Origin of the sequence: Rathayibacter sp. SD072, from assembly GCF_017355185.1 — a bacterium.
Classification (GTDB): Bacteria; Actinomycetota; Actinomycetes; order Actinomycetales; family Microbacteriaceae; genus Rathayibacter.
Genome location: NZ_JADILJ010000022.1, coordinates 1 through 16,362 on the forward strand (window position 1 = coordinate 1; position 16,362 = coordinate 16,362).

Consider the following 16,362-nt stretch of genomic DNA (forward strand, 5'->3'; position numbering starts at 1 on the left):
TCGCCCGCCTGAGTGCCTCGGTCGCCGCCATCATCGAGACCTCGGGCGTGGATCGGGAGCGGGTCCTGGGGGTCGGCATCGCCTTCCCGGGTCCGCTCGACGCCGAGCAGGGCCGGATCTTCGACCCGCCGCTGCTCGAGGAGTGGCACGACGTGCCGCTGGGCGAGTCGCTGTCGGCCTCGACAGGCCTCCCGGTGCACGTCGAGAAGGACGTGACGGCCGCGATGGTGGCCGAGACCTGGATCTCGACCCAGGACGTGGGCGCGAACGGCCTGCTCTTCTACTACGGCACCGGAGTCGGAGCGGGCCTGGTCGTGCACGGCGCCGTCGTGCGCGGCGCCAGCAGCAACGCGGGCGACATCGGGCACCTGATCGTGGACCCGGACGGGCCGCTGTGCCGGTGCGGGCGGCGCGGCTGCCTGGGCGACTCCATCGCTCCGAGCGCGCTCGTCGCGGAGGCCGTCGAGCGCGGCATCCTGCCTCCTCCGCGCGACGTGCTCGATCCGAGCTCCGTCGACGCCGGGTTCAGCCGCCTGCTCGAGCGTGCCGACGCCCAGGACGAGGACGCCGCTGCCATCGTCCGCGTCGCGGCGCAGCGGATCGCGCGCGGCGTGCTCAACATCGCGGGGCTGCTCGATCTCGATCACGTGATCTTCGGCGGACCCTTCTGGGAGCGGGCGGCCGGCGCCGTCCTGCCCGTCGTCGCCACCGCCCTCGCCGAGGACCCCGCCTCGATGCTCACCCATCGCGTCGAGCTGCGCAGCTCCCGGCTGGGCGAGGACATCGCGGCGATCGGCGCCGCCTGCGTGGTCCTCGACCGCGCGCTGACGCCTGCGACGGCGTCGCTCCTCATCGAGACCTGATCGTCATCATCGCCCGGCTCTGGACCGGGCAGTCGCTCTTGACAGAGTTATTCAAGACGATTTATAAATAGCCCGGAGGCCGGTGGGACAACTCGCTCGGCCCCGGAGCGGACCCGCGTGCGCGGACGCTCCGACCCTCGCCCCTCCCTCGGGGGCGGGGGTCGTCCGGTCGCAGTCGCGACCCTGAAGCAAAGGAGCTTTCATGTCCCGTCGAGTCGCGGTCGCCGCCGCTGCACTCACCGTCGTGATGGGCCTCACGGCCTGCTCGGCGTCGACTCCCTCCGCCGGAGGCGAGGAGCCGAAGTCGATCAAGGTGGCCTACCAGACGACCGCCACCTTCGCCCAGATGCAGACGCTGATGGAGACCGCGAAGGAGCAGTACGAAGCCGCCCACGAGGGCGTCACGATCGAGCTGGTCCCGATCCAGGGCGAAGGCCCCGACTACTACACGAAGCTCGCGCTGATGAACAAGTCGGCGGCCACCGCCCCCGACGTGCAGTACGAGGACACCTTCAAGATCCAGTCCGACGCCGCGGCCGGCTACCTCCTGCCCCTGGACGACCGCCTCGCCGAGTGGGAGGACTGGTCGCAGTTCGCCGACGGAGCCAAGCAGGCCGGTCTCGGCCCGGACGGCAAGACCTACGGGGTCTCGCTCGGCACCGACACCCGCGGCCTCTGGTACAACACCGAGCTCTTCGAGCAGGCCGGCATCGCCACGCCCTGGGCGCCCGCGACCTGGCAGGACGTGATCGACACCGCCGCGACGATCAAGGCAGAGCTGCCCGACGTGATCCCGCTGAACGTCTACTCCGGCAAGGCCGCCGGCGAGGCCGCCTCGATGCAGGGCCTCGAGATGCTGCTCTACGGCACCGAGGACACCCTCTACGACGCCGACTCCAAGAAGTGGATCACGGGCAGCCAGGGCTTCCGCGACTCCCTCTCCTTCATCGGCGACGTCTACCAGGACGGCCTCGGCCCGACTCCGCAGCAGGCGCTCGACCCCAACATCTTCACCAACGTGACCGCGGAGTGGCTGCCGTCGAGCACCCTCGCCATCGCCCTGGACGGCTCCTGGCAGTCCGGTGCCTGGATCGAGGGCGGCTCCAGCCCCTGGCCCGAGTGGGATTCGACCCTCGCCCTGGCGCCGATGCCGACCCAGTTCGGCGACGCCCCCGGCGCGACCAGCATGTCCGGCGGCTGGACCCTCGCGATCGGCGCGAACACGAAGGCGCCCGACCTCGCCTTCGACTTCCTCACCACGGCGCTGAACAAGGACAACTCCCAGTCGTACGCGATCTCGAACTCGCAGATCGCGGTCCGCGCCGACGTGGCCGAGGACCCGGAGTACGTCGCCGCGAACCCGTCGTTCGAGTTCTTCTCGAGCCTCGTGCCGAACACGCACTTCCGTCCCGCCACCGAGGACTACGGGCAGATCTCGAACGCGATCACCGTCGCGATGGAGTCGGTGATGACCGGGCAGCAGAGCGTCGACGAGGCCGCCGCCGCGTACGACGAGGCCGTCAAGGGCATCGTCGGAGCCGACGGCGTGACGGAAGCCGAGTAGCGTGACCCCCTCCCTCCGCGCACCCGCGCGACCGGTAGACGGCCAGGAGCTCCCGGGCTCCCGGCCGCCGACCGGCGAGGGAGCGAGGTCGGCGGCGCTGCACCGCCGCCGCTCGCTCCTGCGCACCCTGCCCCTGGGCCCCGCCACGGTGATCCTCGCGATCTTCCTGCTCGGGCCGATCCTCGTCTCGTTCTGGGGATCCTTCACCGACTCCTCCCTCTCGGGGAGCACCGCCGCGGCGAACTCGTTCGTCGGCTTCGACAACTACGTCGCCCTGTTCCAGGACCCGGACTTCCCCCACGCCGTGATCCTCACGGTCGTGTTCGTGCTCGGCTCGGCCGTGATCGGGCAGAACGTGCTCGGTCTGGGCCTCGCCCTGCTGATGCGGGCCTCCGGGCCGGTCGTCCGCAGCATCGTCGGCACGATCGTCGTGACCGCGTGGGTCCTGCCCGAGATCGTGGCGGCGTTCGCCTCGTACGCGTTCTTCCGCGACGAGGGCACCGCCAACTCGATCCTCGCCCTGCTCGGGATCAGCGGCCCGAGCTGGCTCTACGTGTTCCCGATGGTCACGGTGATCGTGGCGAACATCTGGCGCGGCACCGCGTTCTCGATGCTCGTCTACTCCGCAGCGCTGGCCGACGTGCCGCCGGAGATCACCGAGGCGGCCGAGATGGACGGCGCCAGCGGAGTGAAGCGACTGCTGTTCGTCACCATCCCGATGATCCGCCGCACCATCGCCACCAACGCCATGATCACGACGCTCCAGACCCTCTCGGTCTTCACGCTCGTCTACGTCATGACCGGCGGCGGACCCGGCACGTCGGCGACGACCCTGCCGCTGCTCGCCTACCAGGAGGCGTTCAAGTTCGGCCAGATCGGCTTCGGCACCGCGATCGCCACCATCATGCTGCTCGTCGGCGGCATCTTCTCCGTGTTCTACGTGCGCGCGCTGCGCTCGGAAGTGGACTGACCATGTCGATCTCGATGTCCGCCCCCTCGCACCGCGTGATGCGCACGCTCTCGAACACCGTGCTGCTGGTCATCGGCGCGTGCTTCGCGCTGCCGCTGCTGTGGCTGGTGCTCGCCTCCATCGACGCCAATCCGACCCTCTCGGTCCGGCTGCCCACGGTCGTCACCCTCGAGAACTTCCGCAGCGTCCTCACCCCCGAGCTGACCTTCGGGCCGCTGGGCAACAGCGTGCTGCTCTCGGGCGGCGCCGCGCTGCTCACGGTCGTCCTCGGACTGCTCGCGGCGTACCCGCTCTCGCGCTACCGGATGCGGATCACGAAGCCGTTCCTCTACGGGATCCTCTTCGGCACCTGCCTCCCGATCACCGCGATGATGGTGCCCGTCTACAGCCTGTTCGTGCAGCTCAACCTGATCGACTCGCTGATGGGCACCGTGTTCTTCCTCACCGCCTCGTCGCTGCCGATCGCGATCTGGATGCTGAAGAACTTCATGGACTCGGTGCCGATCAGCCTCGAGGAGGCCGCCTGGATGGACGGCGCCTCGTCGATGACGACGCTCGTCCGCATCGTCATCCCGCTGATGCGCCCCGGGATCGCGGTGGTCTTCATCTTCACCTTCGTCCAGGCGTGGGGGAACTTCTTCGTCCCCTTCGTGCTGCTGCTCAGCCCCGACAAGCAGCCGGCCGCGGTCAGCATCTTCAACTTCTTCGGCGCGAACGGAGCGGTCGCCTACGGCCAGCTCGCCGCCTACTCCCTCGTCTACTCGCTGCCGGTCCTGGCGCTCTACGTGCTCGTCCAGCGCGGTCTCGGCGGCGCCTCGGCGCTGGCCGGCGCCGTCAAGGGCTGAGCCCGCGCCCGGCCGCCCGCTCCCTCCGGAAGGAACCCCCTCATGCACGACCGCCGCCTGCTCGTCGAAGAGCGCGTCGACCGCTTCGTCCGCGAGCGCCTGCTGCCCGCCGTCCACCGCGCCACGGCGCCGCTCGATCTCCTCGCGTGGGAGGCGCCGGGTGAGCCCGTTCCGTTCGCCGAGGCCGCCGGGGCCGCGTACGCACCGTTCTCGGCCGGCACCGCCTGGGGCCGCCCCTGGTCGACGCTGTGGCTGAAGGTGTCGGGCTCGGTGCCCGCCGAGTGGCTCGTCGACGGCGCGCTGCCCGAGGGTGTGCGACCGGAGCTGGTCGTGGACCTCGGCTTCGACGGCGGCCAGTCGGGCTTCCAGTCCGAGGCGCTCGTCTGGCGGCCCGACGGCGTGATCGTGAAGGCGATCTCGCCGTTCAACAGCACGGCCGCCGGAGCGGTCGACGCGGACGGCCGGGTCGACGTGCTGATCGAGGCCGCGGCGAACCCCGACGTCGGCAGCGACTGGAGCTTCCGCCCGACCACCGTGGGCGACCTCGCGACGGCGGGCGACGCTCCGCAGTACGTCCTGCGCCGCGTCGACGTCGCGCTGCTCGACGTCGACGTCTGGGAGCTGCTGCAGGACGTGCGCGTGCTGCGCGGACTGGTGGACGAGCTGGTGGTCGGCTCGCCCCGCCGCGCCGAGCTGCTCGTCGCACTCGAGGCGGTGACCGACGCGGTCGACCCGTCCGACGTCTCCGGGACCGCCGCCGCCGGCCGCCGCGCCCTCGAGGGCGTGCTCGCGAGCCCGGCCGTCCCCAGCGCCCACCGACTGCACGCCGTCGGGCACGCGCACATCGACTCCGCCTGGCTCTGGCCCGTGCGCGAGACGATCCGCAAGTGCGCGCGCACCTTCTCGAATGTGATCGCCCTGATGGACGAGCACCCCGACTTCGTCTTCGCCTGCTCGTCCGCGCAGCAGTTCGCCTGGATGAAGGAGCACTACCCGGAGCTGTTCGAGCGGATCCGCGAGAAGGTCGCGGCCGGTCAGTTCGTGCCGGTCGGCGGGATGTGGGTCGAGTCCGACACCAACCTGCCGGGCGGCGAGGCGATGGCCCGCCAGTTCGTCGCCGGCAAGCAGTTCTTCCTCGAGGAGTTCGGCGTGGAGTGCGAGGAGGTCTGGCTGCCCGACTCCTTCGGCTACTCCGGCGCCCTGCCGCAGATCGCCCGCGCCGCGGGGGCCCGCTGGTTCCTCACGCAGAAGATCTCGTGGAACGAGACCAACACGATGCCGCACCACACCTTCGACTGGGAGGGCATCGACGGCACGCGGATCTTCACCCACTTCCCGCCGGTCGACAAGTACAACTCCGACCTCGTCGCGTCCGACCTCGCCCACGCCGAGCGCAACTTCGCCGACCACGGCCGCAGCACCGCCTCCCTCCTCCCCTACGGCTACGGCGACGGAGGCGGCGGCCCGACCCGCGAGATGGTCGCGACCGTCGCGCGCACGACCTCCCTCGAGGGCTCGCCGCGCGTCGAGCACTCGTCGCCCCGCGCGTTCTTCGAAGCGGCCGAGGCCGAGTACCCGCAGCCCGAGGTCTGGAGCGGAGAGCTCTACCTGGAGTCGCACCGCGGCGTCTACACGAGCCAGCTGCGCACCAAGCAGGGCAACCGCCGCAGCGAGCACCTCCTCCGCGAGGCGGAGCTGTGGGCGAGCACCGCGACCGTGCGCACCGGAGCCGAGTACCCGGCCGCCGAGCTGCGGGAGCTCTGGCAGCTCGTGCTGCTGCAGCAGTTCCACGACATCCTCCCCGGCTCCTCCATCGCCTGGGTGCACCAGGACGCCGAGCGCAACTACGCGGCGATCGCGGTGCGCCTGGAGGCCGTGATCACCGAGGCGCTGCGGGCACTCGCGGGAACGGGCGAGCACGTGCTCCGCGTCAACGCCGCACCGCACCCGCGAGCCGGCGTCGCGGCGCTCGGCGCCTCGTCCTCCGCGGCGGCGCCCTCGCGACTCCGCGTGCACGAGCAGGACGGCGGCTTCGTGCTCGAGAACGAGCGGATCCGCGTCCGCGTCGACTCCGACGGCCTGCTGGCCGAGCTGGTCGATCTCGCGACGGGCCGCGACGCCGTGCCCCCGGGCGAGCGCGCCGGCGTGTTCCAGCTGCACCGCGACACCCCGAACAAGTGGGACGCCTGGGACATCGACCACCACTACCGCCGCCACGTCAGCGACCTGGTCGCCGCCGACAGCGTGCGGCTGGGCGAGGACGGGGTCTCGGTGATCGTCGAGCGCTCCTTCTCCTCGTCGCGGCTCGTCGAGACGATCACCCTCGAGCCCGGCTCGGCCGAGCTCGGGCTCACGGTCGACATCGACTGGCAGGAGAGCCAGAAGCTGCTCAAGCTCGCGTTCCCGGTCGACGTGCACGCCGACCGGTTCGCCTCCGAGATCCAGTTCGGGCACATCGAGCGGCCGACGCACGCGAACACGTCCTGGGACGCGGCCCGCTACGAGACCAGCGCGCACCGCTGGATCCGCGTCGGCGAAGGCGCGTACGGCGTCGCGATCACGAACGACTCGACCTACGGCTACGACGTCACCCGGCAGCCCCGCCGCGGCGGCGGCAGCACCACGGTGGCGCGGCTCTCGCTTCTGCGCTCGGCCGTGTTCCCCGACCCGCAGCAGGACCGCGGGCAGCACCGTCTGCGCGTCGGCGTCGTCGTCGGGGCCACCACGCAGGACGCGGTGACCGCCGGCTACCGGATCAACCTCCCCGAGCGCCTCGTCGACGGGGCGGCGGAGGAGGAGCTCGCTCCGCTCGTGGCGCTCTCCTCCCCCGCGGCCGTCGTGGAGGCGGTCAAGCTCGCCGAGGACGGCAGCGGCGACGTGATCGTGCGGCTCTACGAGGCGCTGGGCCTACGCTCGACGACCGAGCTGACCGCCGACTTCGCCGTGTCGGCGGTGGTGGCGACCGACCTCCTCGAGCGCCCGCTCGAGGACGACGCGACGGTCTCCTCCGCCTCCGGATCCGGCGCGACCCTGTCGCTCCGCCCGTTCCAGCTGGTGACGCTGCGCCTCCGGCGCTGAGCGCGCGGGCCCCGGAGACGGGGCCCACGACGCGGGAACGCCCCGGTCACCTTCTGGTGATCGGGGCGTTCTGCGATGCGTGTGGCGAGTGAGGGATTCGAACCCCCGAAGGCTACGCCGTCTGATTTACAGTCAGATCCCTTTGGCCGCTAGGGTAACTCGCCGTGGCGCACCCGACCGGGAGTCGTGCTCTCGACCGAAGGCGCTGGTAAAGGATACCCGCGCGGCGGGCGGATCGGAAATCGGCGCGGGGACGCGTCACTCGGCCGCCGCGGCGTAGCGCGACGCCGCCTCGGCCACCTTGCCGGCGTAGCTGGTCGCCGGGTTGTACGCCGCGATGGCCGCGCGCCAGCCCGACTCCGTCGACAGGTCGCCGCCGGCCTCGCACAGGTAGCGGGCGGCGGTCACCGCCTGCTGGTCGACGTTCTGCGGATCCCAGCCGCTGGAGGCCCAGCGCATCCAGGTCGCCGGGATGATCTGGAGCGGGCCCATCGCGCGGTCGACTTCCGGGTCGCCGTCGAGCGCCCCTCCGTCGTTGTCCTCGACGCGGTCGAACTCGGTGCCGTCCAGTCGCGGGCCGTAGATCGGCTCGGCCGCGCGCCCGTCCTCGCCCAGCGCGCTGCCGAAGATGGTGCCGTGCCTGCTCTCGACGTACCCGATGCCGGCGAGCGTCGCCCAGTCGAGTCCGCAACCGGGGTCGACGGAGGAGGTGAGCAGCGCTGCTCCCGCGTAGGCGGTCAGCGCGCGCTCCGGAATCCCGCTGCCCTCGGCGGTGCCGGTCAGCCACTCCGGGCTGGTCAGGAAGCGCACGGGGGTCGCGGCCGTCGCATCCGGGTCCTCGAGCAGCGCGGGATCGACCGACGCGGGTGCCGGAGCCGCCGGCGGGACCGTCACGACTCCGCCCTCGTACTCGATCGTCGACGTGGTGGCGGCGCTGCAGCCCGCGAGCAGCGCGCCGACGACCGGCAGCAGGAGCAGAGCGTGGGGACGGCGCATCCTCCAGTGGTACCAGGACAGCCTCCGCGGACGCCCGGCGGCGCCCGGGAGCCCGGGACGGCCGGAAGCTAAACTCGCAGGCATGGCAGATTCAACGTTCGACGTCGTCAGCAAGGTCGACAAGATGGAGGCGGACAACGCCCTCAACCAGGCGCACAAGGAGGTCGAGCAGCGCTACGACTTCAAGAACGTCGGCGCCTCGATCGCGTGGAGCGGCGAGAAGATCCTGATCAAGGCCAACACGGAGGAGCGCGCGAACGCGATCCTCGACGTCTTCCAGTCGAAGCTGATCAAGCGCGGCATCAGCCTGAAGAGCCTCGACTCCGGCGAGCCCTTCCCCTCGGGCAAGGAGTACCGGATCGAGTCGACGCTCAAGGACGGCATCGACCAGGAGCACGCGAAGAAGATCAACAAGCTGATCCGCGACGAGGCCCCCAAGTCGGTCAAGTCCCAGATCCAGGGCGATGAGCTGCGCGTCTCGTCGAAGAGCCGCGACGACCTGCAGGCCACGATGGCGCTGCTCAAGGGCGCGGACCTCGATCTCGACCTCCAGTTCGTCAACTTCCGCTGAGGGATGTCGACCGCAGGAGCACGAGCATGACCGCCGGGATCGACGAGCCCGACCGCCGGGGCCGCACCGGCCTCGATCAGGAGGGCTACGACCTCACCGGCAACCCCGACGTCGATGTGAAGCGGGTGACCCTGCTCTCGAGCCACTGGTACGTCCTGCGCACGACCGAGTTCGAGTACCGCCACCGCGACGGCCGAGTGACCACCGAGCACCGCGAGACGTACGACCGCGGCAACGGGGCGGCCGTGCTGCTGTACGACGCCGATGCGCGCACCGTGGTGCTCGTGCGGCAGTTCCGCTACCCCACCTACGTCAACGGGAACCTCGACGGCATGCTCCTCGAGGTGCCCGCCGGTCTGCTCGACGAGGAGGGGCCCGAGGAGGGCGCCCGCCGCGAGGCCTCGGAGGAGACCGGTCTCGAGGTCGGCAGGCTCGAGCACGTCTTCGACGCCTACATGAGCCCCGGCTCGATCACCGAGATGCTGCACTTCTACGCGGGACGCTACCGCGCCGGCTCCCGGGAGGGCGCGTTCGCCGGCCTCGCCGACGAGGGCGAGGACACCGAGGTCGTGGAGCTCTCCTTCGACGAGGCCCTCACCCAGATCGGGGTCCAGATCGTGGACGCGAAGACGATCATGCTCCTGCAGTGGGCGGCGCTGCGCGGCCCGTTCTCGCGCTGAGCCGCTCGGCGAAGGACGCGCCCCGCCCCTCCGCCGGGCGGTCGGGGGCGAGGTAGCCGCGCGCCCACCGCTCGAGCTCGGCGTAGGCGCGAGCTCGGATCCGGGGTGCCGAGAGCACGACGTCGTGCACGGCTCCGTCGAGGCGGACGATCGTCACCGTGGATCCCAGCGTCGCGGCGCGCTCGCCGATCGACCGCACGTCGAGGGCGACATCGGCCGAGCGCATCTCGTCGCTCCACCACGGCAGCAGCACGCTGCGGGAGGAGAGCATCGTCATCACGGGCATCCGCAGGTTCAGCCCGCGCTCGACCCGGCGGTGCCCCGCGAGCACGGCCGCCAGCCAGGCCGGGCTCACCGGGAACCCCCGCTCCGGTCGCCAGGCGGGGTCGTACTCCCACTCCCCCTCGAGCGTCGCCGAGACGGTGCGCGAGTAGAAGCCCTGATCGATCGGGGGCAGAGCGCCGTGCGGAGCGACGCGGGCGCGCAGCATCATCCACGGCGCGAGCATCTGACGGCCCACCGAGCGGGCCTGGAACTCGAGCCACGGGCTGTTGAGGACGAGCGCCGACAGCTCGTCGGGATGGCGGGCCGCCCAGAGGCTCAGCGTCAGCCCGCCCGTCGAGTGCCCCATCAGCACGAGCCGGCGGTCGCGGTGCCCGTGCTCGGCCATCGCCGCCCGGGCGGCGGCGAGATCCTCGTCGTAGACGGTGAGATCGGTCGCGAAGCCCGGCGTCTGGTGGGGCCGCAGGCTGCGGCCGTACTTGCGCAGGTCGAGGGCGAAGAAGCGCGCGCCGAGCCCGTGCCAGAACTCGGCGAGCTCGGTCTGGAAGAAGTAGTCGCTCCAGCCGTGCACGTAGAGGACGTCCACTCCGGAGGCGGGGCCCGGCCAGCGCGGCGCGACCGGCCGGTGGCGCACGAGGGTCGCGACGACCTCTCCCTCGTCGTCCTCGCCGAGGGGCAGGGTGCGCTGCTCGAAGCCGGGCCCCAGGACGTCCGGCCGCCATGCCCCGCTCAGGACGCGTACGCCTTCAGCGCGCGGGCGGTGAGGGTGGAGCCGTCCGCGACGAGATCGCGGGGCGTGCCCTCGAAGACGACCGTGCCGCCGTCGTGGCCGGCACCGGGGCCCACGTCGATGATCCAGTCGGCGTGCGCCATCAGCGCCTGATGGTGCTCGATGACGATCACGGAGCTCCCGGAGTCGACCAGCCGGTCGAGCAGGCCCAGCAGGTTGTCGACGTCGGCGAGGTGGAGGCCGGTCGTCGGCTCGTCCAGGAGGTAGACGGCGCCCTTCGACGCCATGTTGATCGCCAGTTTCAGACGCTGCCGCTCGCCGCCCGAGAGCGTGTTGAGCGGCTGGCCGAGGGTCAGGTAGCCCAGGCCCACGTCGACCAGTCGGGCGAGGATCGTGTGCGCGGGACCCGAGCCGAAGAAGTCGGCGGCCTCGACGATCGGCAGCGAGAGCACCTCGTGGATGTTCAGGCCCCGCAGGCGGTACTCGAGCACCTCGGCGGTGAAGCGCTTGCCCTCGCACTCCTCGCAGACCGACGAGACGGTGGCGGCCGGTCCGAGCTCGGTGAAGATGAGCCCCGCGCCCTTGCAGACGGGGCAGGCTCCGGCGGAGTTGGCGCTGAACAGCGCGGGCTTCACTCCGTTGGCCTTCGCGAACGCCGCGCGGATCGCGTCGAGGACTCCGGTGTAGGTCGCCGGGTTGCTGCGGCGCGAACCCCGGATGGGCGACTGGTCGGCCACGACCACTCCGGGCCGCTTCGCGAGGCTGCCGTGGATGAGGGAGGACTTGCCCGACCCGGCGACGCCGGTGACGACGGTCAGCATCCCGAGCGGCACGTCGACGTCGACGCCGCGGAGGTTGTGCGTGGCCGCCCCGCGGATCTCGGCGAACGAGGTCGGCGTGCGCACGTCCGCCTTCAGCGGCACGCGGTGGTCGAGGTGCCTGCCGGTGAGGGTGTCGGAGCCGCGCAGGCCCTCGACCGATCCCTCGAAGCGGATCTCGCCGCCGTGCGCACCCGCCCGCGGCCCCAGGTCGACGACGTGGTCGGCTATCACGATGATCTCGGGCTTGTGCTCGACGACGAGCACCGTGTTGCCCTTGTCGCGGAGGCGGCGCAGCAGCTCGATCATGCGCGAGACGTCGTGCGGGTGCAGTCCGGCGGTCGGCTCGTCGAAGACGTAGGTGATGTCGGTGAGGCTGGAACCGAGGTGCCGCACCATCTTGACGCGCTGCGCCTCGCCGCCCGACAGCGTGCCGGACTCGCGGTCGAGCGAGAGGTAGCCGAGACCGACCTGCACGAGCGAGTCGAGGGTGCCGAGCAGGGTCTCGACGATCGGGGCGACGGAGCGGTCGTCGACGCCGCGGAGCCACTCGGCCAGGTCGGTCGCCTGCATCGAGGAGCACTCGGCGATGTTGCGCCCGGCGATGCGGGAGGCGAGCGCCGCGCGGGTGAGCCGCGCTCCCCCGCACTCGGGGCAGGCGGCGAAGGTGGCCACGCGCTCGGCGAAGGCGCGGATGTGCGCCTGGGGCGACTCCTTCGCCAGGTAGAGCCGGGTGACCTTCACCACCAGGCCCTCGTACGTGAGGTTCATCCCCCCGATCGCCATCTTGGTGGCGGGGCGGTAGAGGAACGCGTCGAGCTGCTCCGGGGTGAACTCGGCGATCGGGCGGTCGGCCGGGTACAGGCCCGACTCGGCCAGGGCCTTCCAGTACCAGCCGCCGACGACGAAGTTGGGGATCGCGTCGAGCGCGCCGCCCTCGAGCGACTTCGAGCGGTCGAAGAGCGCATCGAGGTCGATGTCGGAGGCGCGGCCGGTGCCCTCGCAGCGCGGGCACATGCCCTCGGGCAGGTTGAACGAGAACGCGCCGCTCGTGCCGGCGTGCGGGTCGCCGATCCGGCTGAAGAGGATGCGCAGCATCGTGTACGCGTCGGTCGCGGTGCCGACCGTGGAGCGGCCGTTGGCGCCCATGCGCTCCTGGTCGACCACGATGGTCGCCGAGAGCCCGTCGAGCGACTCGACGTCGGGCCGCGCGGGCGAGCCCATGAACTGCTGCACGAAGGCGGAGTAGGTCTCGTTGATGAGCCGCTGCGACTCCGCGGCGATCGTGCCGAAGACGAGCGACGACTTGCCCGAGCCCGAGACCCCCGTGAACACGGTGATGCGGCGCTTGGGGATGTCGACGTCGACGCCCCGGAGGTTGTTCTGCCGGGCACCGCGCACCCGGATGACGTCGTGCGGCCCCGCTGTCGTCGTGCTGGTCATCGCATCCCCGTCCGTCGCGCCGCCCTCGCAGCTGCCCGCAGTGTACGGGAGCCCTCCGACATGCACGAAGGCCCCCCCGGTGCTCACCGGAGGGCCTTCGGACGAGCGAGGGGTCAGCCCGCGACGGTCTCGGCGCGGGAGATCGCGATCATGTCCTCGCGCGGCACGACCTTGACGCGGGCGCGTCCCTCCGGAGCGCCGAGCGCCTGCTCGTGCTCGTCGAGGCGGTGCCAGCCCTCGAGGTCGGTGTAGGCGACACCGCGCTCCTCGAGGAGCGCCACGATCGCCGACTCCTCGGGGTGCGCGGGCGTCCACCACGACGCCTGGTCGCGCAGCACGTGCGCCACGGTCTCCATCGCATCGGACTTGGTGTGGCCGATCAGGCCGACCGGGCCGCGCTTGATCCAGCCGGTGGCGTAGACGCCGTGGACCTGCTGGTCCTCGTCGTCCAGGACCTGGCCCTCGCGGTTGGGGATCACTCCGCGCATCTCGTCGAACGGGAGGCCGTCGAGCGGGGAGCCGAAGTAGCCGACCGCGCGGTACACGGCCTGCACCGGCACCTCGCGGATCTCGCCCGTGCCGCGCACGCCGCCCTCGCCGTCCGGCTCGGTGCGCTCGTAGCGGATCGCGGCGACGCGGCCCTGCCCGTCGTCGACGAACTCGAGCGGCTTGGCCCAGAAGTGCAGGTGGAGGCGGCGCGACGCGCTGCCGGTCTCGCGCGTGCGCCACTGGTTCAGCACGCGGTTGATGACCATGACCTGCTTGTTGGTCTCGATCGCGGCCTGCGAGGCGGGGTCGAGCACGAAGTCCTCGTCGTGCACGATCATGTCCACGTCGCGCAGCTCGCCGAGCTCGCGGAGCTCGAGCGGCGTGAACTTGACCTGCGCCGGGCCGCGGCGGCCGAAGACGTGCACGTCGGTGACGGGCGACGCCTTCAGCCCCTCGTAGACGTTCGGCGGGACCTCGGTGGGCAGCAGGTCGTCGGCGTGCTTGGCGAGCATCCGCGAGACGTCGAGCGCCACGTTGCCGTTGCCGATGACCGCGACCGAGGAGGCCTCGAGCGGCCAGGTGCGCGGCACGTCGGGGTGCCCGTCGAACCAGCTGACGAAGTCGGCCGCTCCGTAGGAGCCCTCGAGGTCGACGCCGGGGACGTCGAGCGGGGCGTCGCGGATCGCTCCGGTCGAGAAGATGACCGCGTGGTAGTGCCGCTTCAGGTCCTCGAGGGTGAGGTCGGTGCCGAAGTGCACGTTGCCGAAGATGCGGATGTCTCCGCGGTCGAGGACCTCGCGCAGGGCGTTGACGATGCCCTTGATGCGCGGGTGGTCGGGGGCGACTCCGTAGCGGACCAGGCCGTACGGCGCCGGGAGCTGCTCGAACAGGTCGATCGAGACGTCGTACTTCTTCTCGGCCTTGATCATGAGGTCGGCGGCGTAGATGCCCGCGGGCCCCGCGCCGACGATGGCCAGCCTGAGCTTGGTCATTGCGTTCCTCCTGCCGGGGCGCCGCGGCGCACGTCCGGTCTCATTTCCTGCGGCGCAGGGAGCGCCGCGACGATCGGGGTCAGCCGTTGCGGTCGACGACGGTGTCCGCGAAGCGCGTGAGCGCCTTGCGGACCGAGCCGTCGGGCAGCGGGGCGAGGGCGGCGACGGCCTCGTCGGCCCAGCGGTGGGCCTCGGCGAGGGTCTGCGCCGTCACGTCGTGGTCGCGCAGCTGCGCGATGGCGTCCGAGATGTCGGCGTGCTGCTCGTCGGTGTGCGCGATCTCGTCGTGGGTGCGGCTGACGTAGCTCTCGATGCGGGCCAGCAGCACGGCCGCCTCGCGGTCGGACTCAGCCCGCTCGCGCAGACGCAGGATCGGCAGCGTGGAGACGCCGGCGCGGATGTCGGTGCCCGGGTTCTTGCCGGTCTCCTCAGGCTGCGGGGAGAGGTCGATGACGTCGTCGACGATCTGGAACGCGACGCCGATCTTCTCGCCGAAGACGCGCATCGCCTCCTCGTACTCGGCCGGGCCGTCGGCGAAGACGACGCCGGTGCGACCGGCGGCCGCGATGAGCGAGCCGGTCTTGTCGGCGAGCACCGAGAGGTAGTGCCCGACCGGGTCCTCGCCGTCGGTCGGGCCGACGGTCTCGTGCAGCTGGCCGAGGACGAGGCGCTCGAAGGTGTCGGCCTGGAGGCGGATCGCGCGGTCGCCGAGCTCGATCATCAGCTGGTTGGCGCGGGCGAAGAGCAGGTCGCCGGTGAGGATCGCGACGTTGTTGCCCCACACGGTCTGGGCGGAGGGGACGCCGCGGCGCTTCTCCGCCTCGTCCATGACGTCGTCGTGGTACAGCGAGGCGAGGTGCGTGATCTCGATCGCCTGGGCGCCCAGCAGCACCTGCGGGGTGTTGCCGCGGCCCAGCTGCGCGGCGAGGAGCGTGAGCATCGGGCGGACGCGCTTGCCGCCCGCCTCGAGCAGGTAGCGCGTCGACACGTCGGCGACCTGGTCGGCGAACGAGAGCTGGTGGACCAGCCCCGACTCGACCAGCTCGAGGCCCTCGTCGATCGCGCGGGCGAGCGAGCGGTCCGACGCGGTCGAGAAGATGCGCTCGGAGAGGCCGAGCTGCGCCGTCAGGGACGGGCTGCGGCGGGCGACGGGCGCAGTGGCGTTCACACTGAAACCCTAACGTCTCGGCCCGGGTCGGCTCCGGCGCTCATGAGGTCGCGACGATCGGCTTGATGCCGCGGTGCAGCGCCACGATGCCGAAGGTGAGGTTCTTGTAGGCGACGCGCTCGAAGCCGGCTCCGCGCAGCCACGACGCCACGACCTTCTGCTCGGGCCAGGCACGGATGGAGTCGCCGAGGTAGTCGTAGGCGGGGTCGTTCGACGAGGCGACGCTCACGACGGCCGGCATCACCCGCGAGAGGTAGAGGTCGTAGGCCGCGGCGAGGGGCTTCACGGGCGGAGTCGAGAACTCGCAGATCACGACGCGACCGCCCGGCTTCACCACGCGGAAGAACTCGGCGAGCGCCGTGCGCGGCTCGGCGACGTTGCGCAGTCCGAACGAGATCGTGACGGCGTCGAAGGACTCGTCCTCGAAGGGGAGGTCCATCGCGTCGGCCTGCACGAACTCGATCAGCTCGTTGCCGGCCTGGCGCCGGCGGCCGACCGAGATCATGCCGGGCGAGAAGTCCGCGGCGACGACCTCGGCACCGGAGCGCGCGAGGGAGGCGGAGGAGGTGCCCGTGCCCGCAGCGACGTCGAGGATCCGCTCGCCCTTCACGGGGTTCACGGCCCGCGTCGTGGCGATGCGCCAGAGGTGGTCGTTGCCGGCGGAGAGGACCGTGTTGGTCAGGTCGTAGGCGGGCGCCACCGTGTCGAACATGGCGGCGACCTCGTCGGGGCGCTTGGTGAGGTCTGCCTTAGTCACGATCATCGAGTCTAGAGCGAGCGGCGGCGCGGCGGCTGTGGATCCGCCTCCCGCGCGGGGTTGCGGGAGGACGTGCGAGGAACCGGAACCGCCCTGCTCCGCCTAGCGGGCGGCTC

General features: G+C 71.4%; 13 protein-coding genes and 1 tRNA gene. 7 read left to right on the top strand and 7 right to left on the bottom strand.

Annotation, left to right across the window (positions count from 1 at the left end):
• The 5 genes from IOC53_RS10275 to IOC53_RS10295 form a co-directional block, all read left to right on the top strand.
• The coding region (locus tag IOC53_RS10275) for an ROK family protein (RefSeq protein WP_207405413.1) at positions 1-863 on the top strand (863 nt) is incomplete at its 5' end.
• Between the two features lie 202 nt (positions 864-1,065).
• Positions 1,066-2,427 carry an extracellular solute-binding protein gene (locus tag IOC53_RS10280; RefSeq protein WP_207405416.1) on the top strand — a complete coding sequence of 454 codons (1,362 nt, stop codon included), beginning with the start codon at positions 1,066-1,068 and terminating at the stop codon, positions 2,425-2,427.
• 1 nt (position 2,428) lies between these two features.
• Positions 2,429-3,397: a carbohydrate ABC transporter permease gene (locus IOC53_RS10285; protein ID WP_207405418.1), complete on the top strand. Its 969-nt coding sequence runs from the start codon at positions 2,429-2,431 to the stop codon at positions 3,395-3,397.
• A gap of 2 nt (positions 3,398-3,399) precedes the next feature.
• The gene (locus IOC53_RS10290) at positions 3,400-4,242 is read left to right on the top strand and encodes a carbohydrate ABC transporter permease (RefSeq protein ID WP_242683181.1); all 843 of its coding nucleotides are present in this window, start codon (positions 3,400-3,402) and stop codon (positions 4,240-4,242) included.
• A gap of 42 nt (positions 4,243-4,284) precedes the next feature.
• The gene (locus IOC53_RS10295; RefSeq protein WP_207405420.1) at positions 4,285-7,320 is read left to right on the top strand and encodes a glycoside hydrolase family 38 C-terminal domain-containing protein; all 3,036 of its coding nucleotides are present in this window, start codon (positions 4,285-4,287) and stop codon (positions 7,318-7,320) included.
• A gap of 82 nt (positions 7,321-7,402) precedes the next feature.
• Here IOC53_RS10295 and IOC53_RS10300 read toward each other — a convergent pair.
• Positions 7,403-7,484: transfer RNA gene (locus IOC53_RS10300), tRNA-Tyr, on the bottom strand.
• A gap of 94 nt (positions 7,485-7,578) precedes the next feature.
• A complete protein-coding gene (locus tag IOC53_RS10305; protein WP_207405422.1) occupies positions 7,579-8,316 on the bottom strand; it encodes a hypothetical protein in 738 nt (245 codons plus the stop codon).
• 82 nt (positions 8,317-8,398) lie between these two features.
• Here IOC53_RS10305 and IOC53_RS10310 point away from each other — a divergent pair, with 82 nt between their 5' ends.
• Together IOC53_RS10310 and IOC53_RS10315 are read left to right on the top strand one after the other, a co-directional pair.
• Entirely contained in the window at positions 8,399-8,887 is a 489-nt protein-coding gene (locus IOC53_RS10310) for a YajQ family cyclic di-GMP-binding protein (protein ID WP_207405424.1), read from the top strand.
• A gap of 26 nt (positions 8,888-8,913) precedes the next feature.
• Complete coding sequence (locus tag IOC53_RS10315; RefSeq protein ID WP_207405426.1) at positions 8,914-9,567, top strand: NUDIX domain-containing protein; 654 nt, start codon at positions 8,914-8,916, stop codon at positions 9,565-9,567.
• On the opposite strand, the gene IOC53_RS10320 is transcribed toward IOC53_RS10315, so the two are convergent.
• The 5 genes from IOC53_RS10320 to ubiE all read right to left on the bottom strand — a co-directional run bounded on the left by IOC53_RS10320 (position 9,521) and on the right by ubiE (position 16,252).
• A complete protein-coding gene (locus tag IOC53_RS10320) occupies positions 9,521-10,483 on the bottom strand; it encodes an alpha/beta hydrolase (RefSeq protein ID WP_307786148.1) in 963 nt (320 codons plus the stop codon). The genes IOC53_RS10315 and IOC53_RS10320 overlap by 47 nt on opposite strands.
• A gap of 95 nt (positions 10,484-10,578) precedes the next feature.
• Positions 10,579-12,840: an excinuclease ABC subunit UvrA gene (locus tag IOC53_RS10325; protein ID WP_207405428.1), complete on the bottom strand. Its 2,262-nt coding sequence runs from the start codon at positions 12,838-12,840 to the stop codon at positions 10,579-10,581.
• A 113-nt stretch (positions 12,841-12,953) separates the two neighbouring features.
• Positions 12,954-14,321: an FAD-dependent oxidoreductase gene (locus IOC53_RS10330; RefSeq protein ID WP_207405430.1), complete on the bottom strand. Its 1,368-nt coding sequence runs from the start codon at positions 14,319-14,321 to the stop codon at positions 12,954-12,956.
• 79 nt (positions 14,322-14,400) lie between these two features.
• Positions 14,401-15,489, bottom strand: a complete 1,089-nt coding sequence (locus IOC53_RS10335; RefSeq protein WP_207405432.1) for a polyprenyl synthetase family protein — start codon at positions 15,487-15,489, stop codon at positions 14,401-14,403.
• Positions 15,490-15,529: 40 nt separating this feature from the next.
• Positions 15,530-16,252, bottom strand: a complete 723-nt coding sequence (gene ubiE / locus IOC53_RS10340) for a bifunctional demethylmenaquinone methyltransferase/2-methoxy-6-polyprenyl-1,4-benzoquinol methylase UbiE (RefSeq protein WP_207405434.1) — start codon at positions 16,250-16,252, stop codon at positions 15,530-15,532.
• Positions 16,253-16,362: the final 110 nt, after the last annotated feature.

Excerpts from the sequence above, each read along its gene's own strand:
- IOC53_RS10280 (WP_207405416.1), top strand. The coding sequence starts at position 1,066 with ATGTCCCGTCGAGTCGCGGTCGCCGCCGCTGCACTCACCGTCGTGATG.
- IOC53_RS10290 (WP_242683181.1), top strand. The coding sequence starts at position 3,400 with ATGTCGATCTCGATGTCCGCCCCCTCGCACCGCGTGATGCGCACGCTC.
- IOC53_RS10295 (WP_207405420.1), top strand. The coding sequence starts at position 4,285 with ATGCACGACCGCCGCCTGCTCGTCGAAGAGCGCGTCGACCGCTTCGTC.
- IOC53_RS10305 (WP_207405422.1), bottom strand. The coding sequence starts at position 8,316 with ATGCGCCGTCCCCACGCTCTGCTCCTGCTGCCGGTCGTCGGCGCGCTG.
- IOC53_RS10310 (WP_207405424.1), top strand. The coding sequence starts at position 8,399 with ATGGCAGATTCAACGTTCGACGTCGTCAGCAAGGTCGACAAGATGGAG.
- IOC53_RS10315 (WP_207405426.1), top strand. The coding sequence starts at position 8,914 with ATGACCGCCGGGATCGACGAGCCCGACCGCCGGGGCCGCACCGGCCTC.
- IOC53_RS10325 (WP_207405428.1), bottom strand. The coding sequence starts at position 12,840 with ATGACCAGCACGACGACAGCGGGGCCGCACGACGTCATCCGGGTGCGC.
- IOC53_RS10330 (WP_207405430.1), bottom strand. The coding sequence starts at position 14,321 with ATGACCAAGCTCAGGCTGGCCATCGTCGGCGCGGGGCCCGCGGGCATC.
- ubiE (WP_207405434.1), bottom strand. The coding sequence starts at position 16,252 with ATGATCGTGACTAAGGCAGACCTCACCAAGCGCCCCGACGAGGTCGCC.